The sequence below is a fragment of the Streptomyces sp. NPDC001020 genome, assembly GCF_053599115.1.
The window spans coordinates 54,596-72,949 of the sequence record NZ_JBSFLQ010000041.1 but is presented as its reverse complement, the minus strand read 5'-3'; the positions used below and the strand labels follow the sequence as shown (position 1 = coordinate 72,949).

Genomic DNA, 18,354 nt, shown 5'->3' with positions numbered 1-18,354 from the left:
CCCACGATCTCCAGCAGCTCGCGGACGCGCTTCTCGCGACCGCCCTCCGGATTGATGTCGTTGATCTCCATCGGCCCGGAAATGATCTTGCCGACCGTGTGCCGCGGGTTCAGCGAGGCGTACGGGTCCTGGAAGATCATCTGGATCTCGGACCGGATCGGCGCGAGCTGCTTACGGCTCGCGTGGGTGATGTCCTGGCCGCGGTAGGAGATCTTGCCGGCCGTCGGCTCCAGGAGCCGGGTGATCAGACGGCCGGTCGTGGACTTGCCACAGCCGGACTCGCCGACCAGGCCCAGGCTCTCGCCCTCGGAGACCTGGAAGTCGAGCCCGTCGACGGCCTGCACCGCGCCGACCGTGCGGCGGATCGGGAAGCCGCCCTTGATCGGGAAGTGCTTGGTCAGCCCGGAGACGTCCAGGAGGGGAGTGGTGCTGCTCATGGTGGTGAAATCCCGTCTCTTGTACGTCAGTGGGCCTTGCTGGCGGCAAGGTCGGCGAAGAACTCGCGGCGCTGTTCGTCGGTCAGGTGGCACGCGTTGCCCCGGCCGTCCGTGATCTCCAGGACGGGGGACTCGGTCGCGCAGCGGTTGCCGTCGATCTTGTCCGCGAAGGTGCAGCGCGGGTGGAAGCGGCAGCCGGACGGCGGGTTCAGCAGCGACGGCGGCGAGCCCGGGATCGGGGTGAGCGGCACGTCGACCGGGCCGTCCAGGCTCGGCATGGAGCCCAGCAGACCCCAGGTGTAGGGGTGTTGCGGGGTCCGCAGCACCTCCTCCTTGGTGCCGCGCTCCACACACCGGCCGCCGTACATCACCAGCACCTCGTCGGCGATGTCCGCGATCACGCCCAGGTCGTGGGTGATGAAGATGATCGCGGTGCCGAACTCCTGCTGGAGGTCCTTGAGCAGGTCCATGATCTGGGCCTGCACGGTCACGTCGAGCGCGGTGGTCGGCTCGTCGGCGATCAGCAGCTCGGGGTCGCAGACCAGCGCCATGGCGATCATCGCGCGCTGGCGCATACCGCCGGAGAACTGGTGCGGGTAGTCGTCGACCCGGCGGTCCGGCTGGGGGATGCCCACCCGCCGCAGCATCTCGATCGCCCGCGCCCGCGCCTCCTGCTTGGAGGCACCGGTGTGCTTGCGGTACGTCTCGCCGATCTGCCGGCCGATGGTGTGGTACGGCGACAGCGAGGCCAGGGCGTCCTGGAAGATCATCGCCATCTTGTTGCCGCGGAGCTTCTCCAGGGTCGCTTCCGAGGCTCCGTTCAGCTCCTGGCCGTCGAGCGTGATGGAGCCCTCGACCTTGGTGCTGTCCGGGTTGTGCAGGCCCAGGATGGTCAGGTTGGTGACCGACTTGCCGGACCCCGACTCACCCACGATGCCCAGCGTCTTGCCGCGTGCGAGGTCGAAGGAGAGGCCGTCGACGGCCTTGACGGTGCCGTCCTCGGTCGAGAAGTGCACCTTCAGGTCCTTGACGGACAGGAAGGGCTGCTGATCGGTGCTCGTCACGGGGACGCTCCAGAAGGGGGTGATGCGGGGTAGCTGGTGGGGGCGTGCGGGGTCAGGCGAGCCGGATCCGCGGGTCGATCAGGGCGTAGACCGCGTCGACGATGATGTTGGCGAAGACCACGAAGGCGGCGGTGATGATCATGACGCCGAGGAGCATCGGGAGGTCGTTGTTGTTCACCGACTTCACGGCGAGCATGCCGAGTCCCTGGAGGCTGAAGGTCTTCTCGGTGATCATCGCGCCGCCGAGCAGAACGCCCATGTCGATACCGAAGATGGTGACGATCGGACCCATCGCACCGCGCCAGGCGAAGCGGAAGAAGACGGTACGCCGCGAGAGGCCCTTGGCACGGGCCGTGCGGACGTAGTCCTCGCTGAGCGTCTCGACCAGCTGGGAGCGGGTCATACGGGTGTAGTTGGCGGTCCAGATCAGCGCCAGGACCAGCCAGGGCACGAGCAGCCCGCTGAACCAGAGGGCCGGGTTCTCGGTGAAAGGCGTGTACGAGGGCTGGTCGAGCAGGTGCGTCTGGTACACGAGGAGGTAGAGGGCCACCGGGCCGACGAAGTAGATCTGCATCGACGAGGCGATCAGCGAGGAGGAGCTGGCGATCTTGTCGATGGCCTTGCCCTGCTTCACCGCGGCGAGCATGCCGGTGCCGATACCGAAGATGAGGAAGACCACCGAGGAGCCGAGGGCGAGGGAGGCCGTCGTCGGGAAGCGGTCCACGACCGTCGAGAGGACCGACTCACGGTTGACGAACGAGTAGCCCAGGCACGGGGCGTTGCAGTGGCCGAAGCCCGGGTAGTCGCGGCCCACGAAGATGCCCGACAGCCAGTTCCAGTACTGCTGCGGCAGCGGGTCCGCGATCCCCATGTTGTGCCGGATCAGTTCCAGCGTGTCCGGCGTGCAGACCTTGCCGCAGGCGATTCGGGCCGGATCGCGCGGCACCGCGTAGAAGAGCATGAACGTGACCGCGCTGATGATCACTAGCGTGATCGCGGCGCCGAGAAGTCGGCGGACGAGGAAGCGAAGCATGGGGGTTGGCTTTCCTGGGAGGGCCGTCGTACGGAACGGGCCGGGCCGGGGCGACCGGGGGCCCGGTGGACGAGCCGAGGGTGGGGCGGCTGGAGCCGCCCCACCTCTCAGGGATGGATCAGGCCTTGACGTACATCTGGTAGAGCATGCAACCGTCGAAGTTCGGGTCCATCCGCACGTTGGCGAGCTTGGAGCCGTGCATGTAGACGCGCTTCATGTACACGTCGGGCACGAAGGCGGCCAGCTCGGTGACCTGCTTGTCGATGGCGGCCCACATTTCGTTGGCCTTGTTCTGGTCGACCTCTGCCGTGGCGGCCTTGATCGCGGCGTCCACCGCGTCGTTCTTGAGGTGCGAGTAGTTGTTGCCCTGGTCGACCACCTTGGAGCTGTGGAAGCACGGCATGAAGTCCGAGTAACCGGTCGGCCAGTCGGCGGACCAGCCGCCCCAGTAGACGTCGAACGGGTTGTCGATCTTGCCGGTCTGGTCGTACCAGGTGGTGGAGTCGATGGGCTTCATGACGGGCTCGAAGCCGGCCTTCTTCAGGGCGTTCTCGACGACGACCTTGACCTTGGCGTTGACCGGGTCGTTCTGGTAGGCGTAGGTGACCTTGGTGCCGAGCTTGCCGGCCTTCTTCAGGATCTCCTTCGCGGCCGCCGGGTCGCCCTCGGGCTTCTTCAGCTTGCCCCAGACGTCCTGCGACTTGTAACCGGCCACGAGCGGGCTCATGAAGCCGGTCGCGTAGGGACCGCGGTTCTCGCCGCCCTGGAGCCTGCGGATGCCGGCGGTCGGCCAGGCGCGGATGATGGCCTCGCGGACCTTGATGTCCGTGACCCGGGTCGTGTTGATCCAGTAGACGCTGACGCCACTGCCCAGACCCGAGAAGAGGCGGTCCTTGGCCTTGAGGGTGGCCTGCTGGATCTTGCTCTGCGGAACCGTGCGCCAGGAGACGGCGTACTGGTCCTTGCCGGTGTCGGCGATCAGACGGTCGGCGGCGGTCTCCGCCTCGATGCCGAAGGTGAACTCGAACCGGTCCGGGTAGGCGTTGCGGATCGGGTCCGTGTTCGGGTCCCAGTGCGGGTTGCGGACCATCACCATGGACTTGTCGGTGACGTGCGACTTGACCATGTAAGGACCGCTGGAGAACGGCTTCTTGTCGTAGTCCTGCTTGGTGTCGTGCTTCACCGGGGTCGGCGCGTAGGAGTGCATGGCGACGACGTAGTTGAAGTCCGGACGCGGCTCGGAGAGGTGGAAGGTGATGCTCTTCCCGCTCGTCTCGATCGACTTCAGGTGCTTGCCCTTGAACGGACCCTTGTAGGACTTGCGGGGCTCCTCCGAGCCCACCAGCCACATCTGGGCGTACGTGGCACCCTCGGTGGTGAAGTCGGCGAAGCCGCGCTCGAAGCCGTGGCGGACGTCATCGACGGTGATGTCGGAGCCGTCCTCCCACTTGACGCCGTCCTTCAGGGTGAAGGTCCAGGTCTTGCCGCCGTCCTTCATGGTGCCGAGGTCGGTGGCGAGGTCGCCGACCAGGGTCTGCGAGCCGTCGTCGCCGACCTTGTAACCGCACAGGGTGCGGGAGAGGACGACCGCGGCGAGCGAGTTCCACGCGTAGTAGATGCGCTGCGGGTCGAGGTGCGAGAAGTCGTCGTCGTTCAGCAGGTAGACCGTGCCGCCCTTCTTGGCGCCGGAGACCTCCGGAGCCGGGCCCTTGGAGTCCTCCGCCGTGCCGATCTTGACCGAGGCCTTCTGGGCCTTGGTCGCGTCGTGCTTGCCGCCGCCGCTGTTGCCGCTGTTGGAGTTACCGCTGCTGCACGCGGTCAGCACGGAGCCCGACGCGGCGGCGACGCCGGTGGCGATCAGGAAGTTTCTGCGCGAGAAGGACATCGCATCCTGCCTAGAAGTGAGTTGATGAGGGTGGTCCGGCACCCCGGCGACATTGCCGTGATCCCGAGGAGGTTCGGAGTCAGCGCTTGGTCTTCGGGTCGAGCGCGTCACGCACCGAGTCACCGAGGAGGTTGAACGCCAGAACGAAGATCACCATGGCGAGGCCGGGGAACATCAGCAGGGTGATGTCGTCCTGGTACCACTGGGCGGCGTACCCGATCATGACGCCCCAGTCGGGGGTCGGGTCCTGAAGACCAACACCGAGGAAGGCGAGACCTGCTTCTGTGGAGACCATCGTCGGCAGCATGAGGGTGCCCTGGATCAGGATCGGCGTCCACAGGTTGGGCAGCAGTTCCTTGAAGATGATGCGGGCCGGAGACGCTCCCGTGACCTTGGCGGCCTCCACGTACTCCCGTTCGCGCAGGGCCAGTACCTGACCGCGCAACAGTCGGGCGACGGAGGCCCAGCCGAAGACGGTCAGCAGCAGGATCAGGGAGACCACGATGAGCGTGACGGGCGTGTTCTCGTTGTCCCCCACGAACAGGGCCAGGACCACCGGCGTGAAGGCCACGAAGAAGAGCTGCTGCGGGAAGGCGAGCAGGATGTCCATGACCCGGCCGAGGAACCAGTCCGTCTTGCCGCCCACATAGCCCGCGGTGACGCCGATCGCCACGCCGACGATCATGGCGAGGATGGTGATGCCGGTGGCGAGCAGCAGCGAGTTGCGGATCGAGTACCACAGGAAGGTGAAGACGTCACGGCCGAGCTGCGGGTCGATGCCGAACCAGAACTCGCTGTTGATGCCGCCGTTGGGGTTCGCCGGGAGGCCGTTGTCGCCCAGCAGGCTGGGGTCGTCGACCCCGTAGTTCGTGTACGGGTCCTTGCCGTACAGCTTGGCTATGAGCGGCGCGGCGAGACCGAGGACGAAGAAGCAGATCACGATGATCGCCGAAACGACGCCCGTGCGGTCCCGCTTGAAACGGAGCCACGCGAGCTGTCCCGGGGACCTGGTCGCGGTGTCCTTCGGGCCGTCAGAAATGCTCGGCTTCTCGGCGCTTTCGTCGGTCACCTCAAGGGGTGCAGCCGAGGATGGAGTAGGGGTGGTCATGGTGCTCCTGGCCCAAGGGAGGGTCTGATGACTCCGCAGGGCACTCCCCTACGGGCTACGCCGGACTTTTTCAACGCAATTCATTCAAGGTCAATGAATTCTCAGCCGCCTTGGGTTCCTCTTTGCCTTCTTTACTTCCGCTTGACCCATCCGTAGCTACGCGGGTAGCACGTTGTGATCGATCTGTGTCCTCAACCGGGCCAACGGGGCAAATCTGGCAATGAGTTCGATATACGGACGGGAGAGTATCGAAATGCGTACAGCGAGAGTTCCGAAACCAATGCTTCGGCACGGATAGGCGGAGATTCATTGCTTTGCCTGATCAAGATCCATTTCGGTCGTGAGCCGTCTCGCACCCATCGAGATCTTTGACCTGATTGCGCCTGCCTGCCATCCGGATGACGTCACCCGACGGATGGTGTGCATCAGTGTGATGTCCGTCAATCGCTGATATTGACCGATAACAGACGGCGCGTCGGCGTCGGCGGCACGGCGCATTCCGAGGAGGCACTCCATGCGTGGAGCCAGACCCGTCCGATGGGCGGCGGGCGCGGCGGCGGCCGCCCTCGCGGCGGCGGCATGCGGCGGAGTCGGGGTCGGCGGCGCGGGCAACACCCCCGGAGTGTTCAGCGCTTCCTGGGGTGATCCGCAGAACCCGCTGGAACCGGCCAACACCAACGAGGTCCAGGGCGGCAAGGTCCTCGACATGATCTTCCGCGGGCTGAAGCGGTACAACCCCAGGACCGCCGCCCCTCAGAACATGCTCGCCGAGCGGATCGACAGTCCGGACTCACGGAACTTCACCATCACCGTCAAGGACGGCTGGAGGTTCAGCAACGGTGAGCCCGTCACCGCCAGGTCCTTCGTCGACGCCTGGAACTACGGCGCGAGCCTGAAGAACAACCAGAAGAACGCCTACTTCTTCAGTTACATCCAGGGCTACGACAAGGTGCACCCGGAATCCGGTGGCCAGAGTGCCGACACCCTCTCCGGGCTCAAGGTCACCGGCACCCACACCTTCACCGTCAGGCTCAACCAGAAGTTCTCCACGTTCCCCGACACCCTGGGCTATGTGGCCTACTCCCCGCTGCCCCGGGCGTTCTTCGACCACCACGCGGACTGGCTGCGCAAGCCCGTCGGCAACGGCCCGTACCGAGTCACCTCCAGCACCAGGGGCTTCATGATGTCCCTGCGGAAGTGGGACGGATACCGAGGCGCGGACAAGGCGCGCAACAACGGGGTGGACCTGAAGGTCTACACCGACAGCAACACCGCCTACACCGACCTCATGGCCGGCAACCTCGACCTCGTCGACGACGTGCCCGCCGCGCAGCTCAAGTTCGTCAAGAACGATCTGGACGGCCGCTACCTCACCGCCCCGGCCGGCATCATCCAGACCCTCGCCTTCCCCTTCTACGACCCGCGGTGGAACAGGCCCGGGATGGAGAAGGTCCGTACGGGCCTGTCGATGGCGATCGACCGGGACCAGATCACCCGCACGATCTTCCGCAAGACCCGCACCCCGGCGAGTGACTGGACATCCCCGGTCCTCGGCGCCGACGGCGGCTTCAAGGCGGGATTCTGCGGCGCGGCCTGCAGACACGACCCACAGCGGGCCAAGAAGCTGGTCCAGGAGGGCGGCGGCCTGCCCGGCGGACAGGTCCGTATCACCTACAACGCGGACACCGGCTCGCACAAACAGTGGGTGGACGCGGTCTGCAACTCCATCAACAACGCGCTCGGCGACAACACCGCCTGCGTCGGCAACCCGGTCGGCACCTTCGCCGACTTCCGCAACCAGCTCGGCGGGCACAACATGCAGGGCCCCTTCCGGGCCGGCTGGCAGATGGACTACCCGCTCATCCAGAACTTCCTGCAGCCGGTCTACTACACGAACGGCTCCTCCAACGACGGCAAGTGGTCCGACAAGCACTTCGACCATCTCGTCGACCAGGCGAACGCGGAGAGCGACCGGGCCAAGGCCGTACGGCTGTTCCAGCGGGCCGAGGGCGTCGTACGGGACACCATGGCCGCCATCCCGCTCTGGTACCAGAACGGCAGCGCCGGCTACTCCAGCCGCCTGACCCAGGTGGCACTCAATCCCTTCAGCGTCCCCGTCTACGACGAGATCAAGGTCGGCTGAGCCGCACGCCGCCCCCTACCCCCGGAGCCCCCATGGGACGGTACGTCATCAGGCGCCTGCTGCAGATGATCCCGGTCTTCTTCGGCGCCACCCTGCTCATCTTCCTCATGGTGCACGTGATGGGCGACCCCGTCGCGGGCCTGTGCGGCGAGCGGCGGTGCGACCCCGCCACGGCGGCCCAGCTGCGCCGGCAGTTCGGCCTCGACAAGCCCGTGTGGCACCAGTACCTGGCCTACATGGGCAACGTCTTCACCGGCGACTTCGGTACCGCCTTCAACGGACAGCGGGTCACCGAGCTGATGGCGACGGCCTTCCCGGTCACCATCCGGCTCACCGTCGTCGCGATCGTCTTCGAGGTCGTCGTCGGGGTCGCCCTCGGCGTGCTCACCGGTATGCGCCGCGGGCGGCCCGTGGACTCCTCGGTCCTGCTGCTCACCCTCGTCGTCATCTCGGTGCCGACCTTCGTCACCGGGCTGCTGCTCCAACTGCTGTTCGGCGTCAAGTGGGGCTGGATCAGGCCGTCGGTCTCCCCGGAGGCCGCCCTCGGCGAGCTGATCGTCCCCGGGCTCGTCCTCGCGTCGGTCTCCCTCGCCTACGTCACCCGGCTGACCCGGACCACCATCGCCGAGAACAAGCGCTCCGACTACGTCCGTACGGCCATCGCCAAGGGACTGCCGCGCCGCCGGGTGATCACCCGTCACCTGCTGCGCAACTCGCTCATCCCCGTCGTCACCTTCATCGGCACCGACATCGGCGCCCTCATGGGCGGCGCGATCGTCACCGAGCGGATCTTCAACATCCATGGCGTCGGCTACCAGCTCTACCAGGGGATCCTGCGGCAGAACACCCAGACGGTCGTGGGCTTCGTGACCATCCTCGTCCTCGTCTTCCTGACCGCCAACCTGCTCGTCGACCTGCTGTACGCCGTACTCGACCCGAGGATCCGCTATGCCTGAACAGCCGCCGTACGAGCCCGAGGGAGCCATGGCCGGGACCGGCATGGGCGGCGCCATGGACCTCGCTGCCAGCGAGGCGACCACCCTGGAGAAGACACCCGGGGGACCGGAAGGCACGGGCCCGGAGGGCAAGCCACGCAGCCTCTGGTCCGACGCCTGGCACGACCTGCGCCGCAACCCCGTCTTCATCGCCTCCGCGCTGGTGATCCTCTTCCTCGTCGCCATCGCCGTACGGCCCTCGCTGATCGCCCCGGGCAATCCCCTCTCCTGCGACCTCTCCAAGGCCCTGGACGGCTCACAGTCCGGGCATCCGTTCGGTTTCGACGGCCAGGGCTGCGACGTCTACACGCGCACCGTCCACGGGGCGCGTGCCTCGGTCACGGTCGGCGTCTGCGCCACGCTCGGCGTCGCGCTCCTCGGCTCGGTACTGGGCGGACTCGCCGGGTTCTTCGGCCGGGGATGGGACGCGATCCTGTCCCGTACCACCGACATCTTCTTCGCGATCCCGGTGCTCCTCGGCGGTCTGGTCCTTCTCTCGGTGGTGACCAGCACCACCGTCTGGCCGGTCGTCGGGTTCATCGTGCTGCTCGGCTGGCCGCAGATCTCCCGCATCGCCCGCGGCTCGGTCATCACCGCCAAACAGAACGACTACGTCCTGGCCGCCCGCGCCCTCGGCGCCTCGAACTCCCGCATCCTGCTGCGGCACATCGCGCCCAACGCCATCGCGCCGGTGATCGTCGTCGCCACCATCGCGCTCGGCACGTACATCGCGCTGGAGGCGACCCTGTCCTTCCTCGGCGTGGGGCTGAAACCGCCGAGCGTTTCGTGGGGGATCGACATCTCCGCCGCCTCCCCGTTCATCCGCAACGCCCCGCACGCGCTGCTGTGGCCCTCCGGCGCCCTCGCGATCACCGTGCTCGCGTTCATCATGCTCGGCGACGCCGTACGCGACGCCCTCGACCCGAAGCTGAGGTGAGGGCCGTGCTGCTGGAAGTACGCGACCTGCACGTGGAGTTCCGGACCCGGGACGGGATCGCCAAGGCGGTCAACGGGGTCAGCTACGGCGTCGACGCGGGCGAAACGCTCGCCGTGCTCGGCGAGTCCGGCTGCGGCAAGTCCGTCACCGCGCAGGCCGTCATGGGGATCCTCGACACGCCCCCCGGGAGGATCACCGGCGGCGAAGTCCTTTTCCAGGGCCGGGACCTGCTGCGGCTGAGGGAAGAGGAGCGGCGCAGGATCCGCGGCGCCGAGATGGCGATGATCTTCCAGGACGCCCTGTCCGCCCTCAACCCCGTACTCACCGTGGGCGACCAACTCGGTGAGATGTTCATCGTGCACCAGGGCATGTCCAGGAAGGACGCCCGCGCAAGAGCGGTCGAGCTGATGGAACGGGTACGGATCCCGGGCGCCGCGCAGCGCGTGCGCGACTACCCGCACCAGTTCTCCGGCGGTATGCGCCAGCGCATCATGATCGCCATGGCGCTGGCGCTGGAGCCCGCGCTGATCATCGCCGACGAGCCCACCACCGCCCTCGACGTCACCGTCCAGGCCCAGGTCATGGACCTGCTCGCGGAACTCCGGAGCGAGTACCACATGGGCCTCATCCTCATCACCCACGACCTCGGTGTCGTCGCGGACGTCGCCGACCGGATCGCCGTCATGTACGCGGGCCGGATCGTCGAGTCCGCTCCCGTGCACGACATCTACAAGGCGCCCGCCCACCCCTACACCAGGGGCCTGCTCGACTCCATCCCGCGGCTCGACCGCAAGGGTCGGCAGCTCTACGCCATCAAGGGTCTGCCACCGAACCTCATGGCCATCCCGCCGGGCTGCGCCTTCCACCCCCGCTGCCCGCTGGCGCGGGACATGTGCCGCACCGACGTCCCCCCGCTTTACGAGGTCTCCGCGGATCGGGCGAGCGCCTGCCACTTCTGGAGGGAGTGCCTGCATGACCGGTCGTGAACCGATCCTGGAGGTCAGCGGGCTGGCCAAGCACTATCCGCTCACCCGGGGAATCCTCTTCAAGAAGGAGATCGGCGCGGTCAGGGCGGTCGACGGGGTGGACTTCACCCTCGGCCGGGGCGAGACCCTCGGCATCGTCGGCGAGTCCGGCTGCGGCAAGTCGACGATCGCCAGGCTGCTGGTCAGCCTGGAGAGGCCGACGGCCGGTTCGATCAGGTACCGGGGGCAGGACATCACCAAGCTGTCCGGACGCGCTCTGAAGGCGGTACGGCGCAACATCCAGATGGTCTTCCAGGACCCGTACACCTCCCTCAATCCCCGGATGACGGTCGGCGACATCATCGGGGAGCCGTACGAGATCCACCCCGAGGCCGCGCCCAAGGGCGACCGGCGCCGGCGCGTGCGGGAACTGCTCGACGTGGTCGGGCTCAACCCCGAGTACATCAACCGCTATCCGCACCAGTTCTCCGGCGGTCAGCGTCAACGCATCGGTATCGCACGGGGGTTGGCACTGCGTCCGGAGATCATCGTCGCCGACGAGCCGGTGTCCGCGCTCGACGTGTCCGTCCAGGCCCAGGTGATCAACCTGCTGGCAAGGCTCCAGGCGGAGTTCGGCCTCTCGTACGTCTTCATCGCGCACGACCTGTCGATCGTGCGGCACATCTCCGACCGCGTCGGGGTGATGTACCTGGGGCGGATCGTGGAGACGGGCAGCGACGCGGAGATCTACGAGCATCCGACGCACCCCTACACCCAGGCGCTGCTGTCCGCCGTGCCCGTGCCCGACCCCGGGGCGCGGGAGCGGCGGCAGCGGATCATCCTGAGCGGGGATGTGCCCTCTCCGACGCACATCCCCTCCGGCTGCCGGTTCCGTACGCGCTGCTGGAAGGCGCGGGAGCGGTGCGCCCGGGAGGTGCCGCTGCTCGCGGTGCCCGAGGTGTTCCGTCCGGCGACGGGCCCTGCCGCACACGACTCGGCGTGCCACTTCGCGGAGAACCTCTCCACGGAGCCCTCCGCGCCGAGGCGGGTGGAACCTCCCGAGGAGCCCGCATGAGCGTGGGAATGCGCGCGAACCTCGTTAACACGCAGGCAATTTGGCCGACACGTGGCCGATACGCGGGCGCAGGAAAGTGAACGGCGTACGGCCGTGCGGGTGCCGTGAACGGGCCGGGGCGCAGCGATGTCGTCCCGGCCCGTTGCCGCGTGGGTTCAGGCCTGCTTCAGGGCGCGCTTGAGGAAGTCGAGCTGAAGCAGCAGCAGGTTCTCGGCGACCGTCTCCTGCGGGGTCATGTGCGTCACTCCGGACAGCGGCACCACCTCGTGCGGGCGGCCCGCGGCCAGGAGCGCCGAGGACAGGCGCAGGGAGTGGGCCACCACCACGTTGTCGTCCGCCAGACCATGGATGATCATCATCGGCCGGGCAGGCTCCGCGGCGTCGACCAGGCCCGCGTCGTCGATCACGGAGTTGCGACGGTAGACCTCGGGCTGCAGTTCCGGGTGCCCGATGTAGCGCTCCTGGTAGTGGGTGTCATAGAGCCGCAGGTCGGTCACCGGCGCACCGACCACGCCCGCGTGGAAGACATCCGGCCGACGCAGTACCGCGAGCGCCGCCAGATAGCCGCCGAAGGACCAACCGCGGATCGCGACCCGGCTCAGGTCGAGCGGGAAGTCGTCGGCGAGGGCGTGCAGCGCGTCCACCTGGTCCTGGAGCGCGATCGCCGCGATGTCGTCCTTGACCGCCTTCTCCCAGGCGGGGGAGTGGCCCGGGGTGCCCCGCCCGTCCGCGACGATCACCGCGAAGCCCTGGTCGGCGAACCACTGCGAGGTCAGATGTGGATTGTGCGCGGCCACCACGCGCTGCCCGTGCGGACCGCCATAGGGGTCCATCAGCACGGGCAGGGGGGTGTCACCGGAGTAGTCCGTAGGCATAAGCACGGCGCATGGGATTCGGCGTGCGCCCCCCAAAGTGAGCGTCATGCGCGGGGACAAACCGGGGTGTTCGGCATACGAGGTCACGGTTGCCGCCCTCCCCGCACCTCCGGTCGACGGGTTTCCCGTCTCGCTCTGCTTGCCGTCGCGCAGCACCTGCGCCTGGGAGCCGGCCTTGCCGGGCACCGAGGACACGAGTACAGTCACGCCCCCGGCCCGCACCGCGGAGTGCACGCCGGGCTCCTGCGACACGCGCTCCACGCCGAGTTCGTTGACGCGGTACACGTGGACCTCGCCGATCTCCGGTGAGGTGGCCGCCTCGCCGTCCCCCGAGCTCTCGGCTTCGCTCGAGCAGGGAGGTACCCCCACCGCGGAGATCAGTACATCGTCGTCCGAGACATCGAGCACCGCTCGTACGTGCAACTGCGGTCCGGTCAAGGGTCGTTCACCCACCGTGAGCACCCGCGCGCCGCCCTCGTCGGCGATCCGCACCAGCTGCCCGGAGGGGGTCCAGCACGGCACACCAGGGAAAAGTTCAAGCCAATCTCGATCTTCGTCCGCGTGCACCATCCGGGTCGCCCCGGTGTCCGGGTCCACGGCCAGGAACAACTGGCTGCGCTGGTCACGCGCCTGCACCAGAATCAGCGGCGCACCCGCCGCTGACCAGTGCACACGCGCCAAGTACGGGTAGCCGTCCCGGTCCCAGACCACCTCCGTGCGCACCCCGTCGAGGCCCAGGACGAACAGCCGCACCTCCGCGTTGTCGGTACCCGCCGCCGGATACGCGACCTGCCGCGGCTCCTGCTCCGGGTGCGCCGGATCGGAGATCCACCACCGCTGCACCGGCGAGTCGTCCACCCGTGCCACCAGCAGCCGGTCGGACTCCGGAGACCACCAGAAGCCCCGCGAACGCCCCATCTCCTCGGCCGCGATGAACTCGGCCGAGCCATAGGAGACCGACTCGGATTCCGGTTCGGCGAGCCCCCGGTCGCCCTCGCCCTCGGCGCTGACCACGCGCAGGGCGCCCCCGGTGACATACGCGATGTGCCGTCCGTCGGGGGCCGGGCGCGGGTCGATCACCGGTCCAGGAACGGGCAGTTCGCGCGCCGTGCCCGCACGCAGCTCAGCCGTGAAGAGCCGCCCTGACAAGGCGAAAGACGCCAACTCCACGGCTGTGTCGGTGGCGTAGCCGACGATGCCGGCACCACCCTCACGGCTGCGTTCGCGGCGGGCGAGTTCCTCGGGCGGCAACTGCTCGGCGGCACCCCCGAGCAGCGAGCCGGGATCGGCCGCGGGGCGCTCCGTGCCGTCCGCCGTATCGAGGACCCACAACTGGTGTGCGCGGTCCGTCCCGGAAGCGGATCGCAGGAACAGGACACGGGAACCGTCGGGTGCGACGGTGAACGCGCGAGGCGCGCCGAGCGTGAACCGCTGGGTCCGCGCGTACCGTCGGGGGAAGGAAGCAGACTCGGTCGTCATGCCTCGACCATATTGGCCATGCGCCCCCTTGTGCGGCTGTGCGCCGATCAATGCGCACGTACGGATCGTTATGATCACTGACGCACTGTGGGTATGAACCCGCTGGCATCCGTGTGGACTTATCTGCGTGGCTATGTCCTCATGGATGTGTTGCCCCCATAGCCCGACCACCCGCGTCCCGTGGATCCTTGGAGGTGAGCCGCCGTGGCACTCTCGATTTCGGCGGTGGTGCTGCTGGCGATCATCGTCTTCCTTCTGGTCAAGAAGTCAGGGCTGAAGGCCGGGCATGCGATCGTGTGCATGCTGCTCGGGTTCTATCTCGCCTCGTCGACGATAGCGCCGACGATCAGTCAGCTCACGACGAACATCGCGGGGATGATCGGAAGCCTCAAGTTCTGAGCAGCCGGCTGCGCCGACAGGGCGGGGTACGGTGCTCGGCGGCCCGAGGTGGCTGCGATGGGGCAGCCCGGCGTGCCAGCGAGGTGCTGACGCGCCCCTGCCTCCGAGTGGCTCCGTACTACGCCGTGTCGTCAAGGCGCCCGGTCGGTCCAGCTTTTCGGGCCGTTCGATCGCTTCTTCTTCGTGCAGAAGCGGTCCGAGTCAAAGGTGGCCCGCCATCGGCGAAGCCGACGCGAAGCGCCCTCTACCCGGACTGCGGAAGCTCGACACTGGCAACGAAGCGGGCGGCCCCCAAGGTCACTTCCCAGCCTGGGCGTAGGGAAGGAAGTCGGCCCACGCCGTGAGGGACAGGGTGAGGTGGGGACCCTGGTGGTCCTTGGAGTCGCGGACGCGGACCGTGCCGGGCGTGGCGGCGATCTCGACGCAGGAGTCACCCTCGCTGCCGCTGCTGTAGCTGCTCTTGAACCACGCCAGGTCGGAGGCATCCCCGGCCGAGGCATTGCGGATCATGTGTCCCCCAGCAGTCGCTCGATGAAGGCCGTCGACTCACGTGGCGTGAGCGCCTGGGCCCGGATGGTGCCATACCGCAGTTCAAGGATACGGATCTGCCTCGGCTCGGAGACCGGTCGGCCGTTGGCCACGACTGGCGAACGGCCCACAGCCGAACCGTCCTCGAATTTCAGCACCTCGATTCCGCCGTCCACACCGGCATGTTCCTCGCGGTCCATCGGCATCACCTGGAGCTCGACGGTCCGCAACTGGGCGACCTTCAACAGGTGTTCAAGCTGGCGGCGCAGCACGGTCTTCCCTCCGAGCGGACGACGAAGAGTCCACTCCTCCAGGACGAAGCTGAACTCCGGTGCCGGGTCCCGCTCGAAGACGGCCTTGCGGGCCACGCGCGCGGCAATGAACCGCTCCACCTCGTCCTCGGTGTAGGCAGGCCGCCGCATCAGAAGCAGCGACCGTGTGTACTCCGGTGTCTGCAACAAGCCGTGGACGTTCAGCGGGTCGTAGAGCTGGAGCTCGACCGCCTTGGCCTCCATCTTCGCCAAGTCCCGTACCTTCTTCGGGTACCGGACCTTGGCCACGTCCTCCTTCATCGCCGAGAGCAGGCCACCCGCCCCCAACACCTCGTCCGCCTTGTCCAGATACTCGGGCCGGGGGATCCGTTTCCCGCCCTCGATCTTGTAGATCAGGTCCTCTCCGTACCCAACCGCCGCCCCGAACTCGGCGGCACGCATCCCCACCGCCTCGCGCCGCAACTTCAGTTGCCGTCCGACGGTCGCGACGACCGCCACGCCCCAGTCGTCATCCGGATCCACCTCCCAACCGGGCTCTTCCCTTTCGTCCTTGAGCCGTACCGCGTCTCCGTCGACAGTCATCAGCGCACCCCTCCGTCGTACCGCTGTGCTGCAAACGCTCGAACCCGCACGTCCGTTACCGAACAGCTCGTACATCACCGGACAACAGGCGGACAGGCCACCAAACCCCACCCCCAGGAGCTACGGCGGCCCGCCGCCCTGCTGGCCCACCGTCTCGCCGCCCACCTGCCGCCCCCACCACCGTTCCGCGTACCGGCCTCCCCGCCGTCCGTACCGCACCCGCTCCAGACCTGCGACGGTTGCGACCGCGCCTTCCGTGCCCCCGCCCCCTGTCGCTGCCGCGACTGCCGAACCGATCTCCCGGAGGCCGCCCAGCATGAGAGCGACGATCCTTGCCCCTGGGCACAGACGACGAGGAGCGAGCGCCATGACCATCGCACCGGACAGCGCGCGGCCGGGCCCCTCCCACGCCTATCGAGCCATGCGGGACTTCGTTCAGTCCGTGGAGGACACCCTCCCTGGCAAGTTCGAGATCACCAAGGAAGGACTCGTCCACGACATGATGTCGCCCGTGAAGCAGCACGAGCTGACCGCGCTGCGTCTCCGGAAGCGCCTGGAGAGGGTCATGCCGGAGGAGATCGTCGCCCACACGGGAGAGCCTGACGTGGAGGACGAACCCGAGAGCATCATGCGGCACCCCGACGTGATGTGATCGCCGAGTCCGATATGGAGGGGGACGGCTCCTTCGATCCCCGCGCGCTCATCGCCGCCGTCGAGATTGTCTCCCGCTCCAACCCGGACAACGACTGGGTGGGCAAGATCCGTGACTATCCCCTGATGGGCATCCCCGTCTACGCGATCTTCGACCCCCGCACCGGCACCGGCGCCGTCCTCTCCGACATCCACCCGACCCCCGACGGCCCCCGCTACGCCACCCGCAAGGACTTCGTCTACGGCGAGGACGTCACCATCGCCGACTGGACGATCCCGAACGACGGCCTGCCGCGCTACGCGGACGAGACTGCCGAGGAAGAGCCGCGACCCCGACGCCGGTAGGCGTCTTCCGCATAGGGATGGGCTGGTTGCAGCCGCCTTTGGTTCGACGTGCCATCGCCCGGCCTGACTGACCCTCCCTGCATCTCGGGAATCGTCCCGGGAGGCGAGGGCCTCGTAGGGTGGGGCCCATGACGGATCTGCCCGACCGGCGTCTGCTCCTGGTGCACGCGCACCCGGACGACGAGTCGATCAACAACGGCGCGACCATGGCCAGGTACGCGGCCGACGGCGCCCGCGTGACGCTGGTGACCTGCACCCTCGGCGAGGAGGGCGAGGTCATCCCGCCCACGCTCGCGCACCTCGCGCCCGACCGCGACGACGCGCTGGGCCCGTACCGCGCCGGTGAACTGGCCGCCGCCATGGCCCGGCTCGGCGTCACCGACCACCGCCTCCTCGGCGGCCCCGGCCGTTACCGTGACTCCGGGATGATGGGCACCGAACAGAACCACCGCCCCGGGGCCTTCTGGTCCGCCGACCTCGACGAGGCGGCCGGCCATCTGGTGGCGGTCGTCCGGGAGGTGCGGCCCCAGGTCCTCGTCACCTACGACCCGGACGGCGGCTACGGTCACCCGGACCACATCCAGGCCCACCGCGTCGCCATGCGCGCCGCCGAACTGGCCGCCGACCCCCACTTCCGTCCGGACCTCGGGGCGCCCTGGGAGATCGCCAAGATCTACTGGAACCGGATGCCGCGGTCGGTCGCGGAGGCCGCGTTCGCGCGGTTGCGTGAGGAAATCGACGAGACACCCTTCGGCAAGGCGGCGGCCGTCGACGACGTGCCCGGTGTCGTCGAGGATTCGATGATCACCACCGAGATCGACGGCACGGCGTTCGCCGCCGCGAAGGCAGCGGCGATGCGCGCGCACGTCACACAGATCGAGGTCGCCGAGCCGTGGTTCGCGCTCTCCAACGCCCTGGCGCAGCCGCTGTTCACCACCGAGTACTACGAACTGGCGCGCGGCGAGCGAAGCGAGACGGGTGTCTCCACGGCCGCAGACCGGGAAACTGACCTGTTCCAGGGGGTTGCACCATGATGTCGACCGGCAATCGGCCGAGCAGGCTCGCACAGCCGCTTGCTCCGCCCTCGCTCGGGCGGATGGCCGCCTATCTCGGCCTGTTCGTGCTCGGCGCCGTGGTCGGCCTGGCAGGCGGACTCGTGCAGTCCGGCTGGTTCCCGGGCGGACTGCTGCTCGCACTCGCGGGCGCGGCAGGGGTCTTCGTCGGCGGAGCGCAGGCCACGGGTGCCCGCGCGGGGGCCCTCGCGCCCGCCGCCGGATGGATGATCGCCGTCCTCCTGCTCACCTCCAGCCGCCCCGAAGGCGACTTCCTGTTCAGCGCGGGCGCCGGGTCCTATCTCTTCCTGCTCGGCGGCATGATCGTGGCTGTGATCTGCGCCACCCTTGCTCACGGGCGGCAACCAGGCGACCCCGGCTCCCGACTTGGCAAGTGACGTACCGCTTCGCCTTTGGGAAGCCACGGGACGTCCCCCTCGGACGCGGCACAGACGTGGGGGTCCCGTGCGGAATCACCTCGGGGGCGGTCTGCGGGCCGCGAGCGGACAGTATGGTGGTGCGCGCCGCC

16 protein-coding genes and 2 pseudogenes are annotated in these 18,354 nt (G+C 68.0%); 10 read left to right on the top strand and 8 right to left on the bottom strand.

The annotated features are described in order from the left end of the window. From ACWDEX_RS30575 to ACWDEX_RS30555, 5 genes are all read right to left on the bottom strand, one after another. The coding region (locus ACWDEX_RS30575) for an ATP-binding cassette domain-containing protein (protein WP_450467700.1) at positions 1–437 on the bottom strand (437 nt) is incomplete at its 3' end. 26 nt (positions 438–463) lie between these two features. Further along, positions 464–1,501 carry an ABC transporter ATP-binding protein gene (locus ACWDEX_RS30570; protein WP_450467698.1) on the bottom strand — a complete coding sequence of 346 codons (1,038 nt, stop codon included), beginning with the start codon at positions 1,499–1,501 and terminating at the stop codon, positions 464–466. 52 nt (positions 1,502–1,553) lie between these two features. Next, a complete protein-coding gene (locus ACWDEX_RS30565; protein ID WP_450467696.1) occupies positions 1,554–2,534 on the bottom strand; it encodes an ABC transporter permease in 981 nt (326 codons plus the stop codon). Between the two features lie 118 nt (positions 2,535–2,652). Beyond that, entirely contained in the window at positions 2,653–4,419 is a 1,767-nt protein-coding gene (locus ACWDEX_RS30560; protein ID WP_450467695.1) for an ABC transporter substrate-binding protein, read from the bottom strand. 79 nt (positions 4,420–4,498) lie between these two features. After that, positions 4,499–5,488 (bottom strand): ABC transporter permease, encoded by a 990-nt coding sequence (locus tag ACWDEX_RS30555; protein ID WP_450467694.1) that lies wholly within the window; start codon positions 5,486–5,488, stop codon positions 4,499–4,501. A gap of 553 nt (positions 5,489–6,041) precedes the next feature. Here ACWDEX_RS30555 and ACWDEX_RS30550 point away from each other — a divergent pair. The 5 genes from ACWDEX_RS30550 to ACWDEX_RS30530 are packed head-to-tail and all read left to right on the top strand — an operon-like array spanning position 6,042 to position 11,642. Next, positions 6,042–7,670, top strand: coding sequence for a peptide ABC transporter substrate-binding protein (locus ACWDEX_RS30550; protein WP_450467692.1), 1,629 nt, complete (start codon positions 6,042–6,044; stop codon positions 7,668–7,670). Between the two features lie 32 nt (positions 7,671–7,702). Then, positions 7,703–8,626 carry an ABC transporter permease gene (locus tag ACWDEX_RS30545; protein WP_450467691.1) on the top strand — a complete coding sequence of 308 codons (924 nt, stop codon included), beginning with the start codon at positions 7,703–7,705 and terminating at the stop codon, positions 8,624–8,626. Further along, positions 8,619–9,602 carry an ABC transporter permease gene (locus ACWDEX_RS30540; protein ID WP_450467689.1) on the top strand — a complete coding sequence of 328 codons (984 nt, stop codon included), beginning with the start codon at positions 8,619–8,621 and terminating at the stop codon, positions 9,600–9,602. Before ACWDEX_RS30545 ends, ACWDEX_RS30540 begins: the two co-directional genes overlap by 8 nt. Positions 9,603–9,607: 5 nt before the next feature. Next, complete coding sequence (locus tag ACWDEX_RS30535) at positions 9,608–10,588, top strand: ABC transporter ATP-binding protein (RefSeq protein WP_450467687.1); 981 nt, start codon at positions 9,608–9,610, stop codon at positions 10,586–10,588. After that, positions 10,575–11,642, top strand: a complete 1,068-nt coding sequence (locus ACWDEX_RS30530; RefSeq protein ID WP_450467686.1) for an ABC transporter ATP-binding protein — start codon at positions 10,575–10,577, stop codon at positions 11,640–11,642. Before ACWDEX_RS30535 ends, ACWDEX_RS30530 begins: the two co-directional genes overlap by 14 nt. A 155-nt stretch (positions 11,643–11,797) precedes the next feature. On the opposite strand, the gene ACWDEX_RS30525 is transcribed toward ACWDEX_RS30530, so the two are convergent. Next, on the bottom strand, positions 11,798–13,996 hold the full coding sequence (locus tag ACWDEX_RS30525) for a prolyl oligopeptidase family serine peptidase (protein ID WP_450467684.1): 2,199 nt from the start codon (positions 13,994–13,996) through the stop codon (positions 11,798–11,800). Between the two features lie 204 nt (positions 13,997–14,200). On the opposite strand from ACWDEX_RS30525, the gene ACWDEX_RS30520 reads away from it, so the two are divergent. Next, positions 14,201–14,395 carry a hypothetical protein gene (locus ACWDEX_RS30520; RefSeq protein ID WP_450467682.1) on the top strand — a complete coding sequence of 65 codons (195 nt, stop codon included), beginning with the start codon at positions 14,201–14,203 and terminating at the stop codon, positions 14,393–14,395. Positions 14,396–14,692: 297 nt separating this feature from the next. Here the strand turns inward: ACWDEX_RS30520 and ACWDEX_RS30515 are convergent, their stop codons facing one another. Both ACWDEX_RS30515 and ACWDEX_RS30510 read right to left on the bottom strand, forming a co-directional pair. Continuing rightward, the gene (locus tag ACWDEX_RS30515; RefSeq protein WP_450467681.1) at positions 14,693–14,905 is read right to left on the bottom strand and encodes a DUF397 domain-containing protein; all 213 of its coding nucleotides are present in this window, start codon (positions 14,903–14,905) and stop codon (positions 14,693–14,695) included. Then, the gene (locus ACWDEX_RS30510; RefSeq protein ID WP_450467679.1) at positions 14,902–15,777 is read right to left on the bottom strand and encodes a helix-turn-helix domain-containing protein; all 876 of its coding nucleotides are present in this window, start codon (positions 15,775–15,777) and stop codon (positions 14,902–14,904) included. Before ACWDEX_RS30510 ends, ACWDEX_RS30515 begins: the two co-directional genes overlap by 4 nt. A gap of 111 nt (positions 15,778–15,888) precedes the next feature. On the opposite strand from ACWDEX_RS30510, the pseudogene ACWDEX_RS30505 reads away from it, so the two are divergent. The 4 genes and pseudogenes from ACWDEX_RS30505 to ACWDEX_RS30490 form a co-directional block, all read left to right on the top strand. Further along, a pseudogene (locus tag ACWDEX_RS30505) lies at positions 15,889–16,089 on the top strand (helix-turn-helix domain-containing protein); the annotation flags it as partial. A 55-nt stretch (positions 16,090–16,144) separates the two neighbouring features. Continuing rightward, positions 16,145–16,773, top strand: a pseudogene (locus ACWDEX_RS30500) (Uma2 family endonuclease). Between the two features lie 128 nt (positions 16,774–16,901). Continuing rightward, the gene (gene mshB / locus ACWDEX_RS30495) at positions 16,902–17,807 is read left to right on the top strand and encodes an N-acetyl-1-D-myo-inositol-2-amino-2-deoxy-alpha-D-glucopyranoside deacetylase (RefSeq protein ID WP_450467677.1); all 906 of its coding nucleotides are present in this window, start codon (positions 16,902–16,904) and stop codon (positions 17,805–17,807) included. Beyond that, complete coding sequence (locus tag ACWDEX_RS30490; protein ID WP_450467703.1) at positions 17,807–18,223, top strand: DUF6113 family protein; 417 nt, start codon at positions 17,807–17,809, stop codon at positions 18,221–18,223. Before mshB ends, ACWDEX_RS30490 begins: the two co-directional genes overlap by 1 nt. The last annotated feature ends 131 nt before the right edge of the window (positions 18,224–18,354 follow it).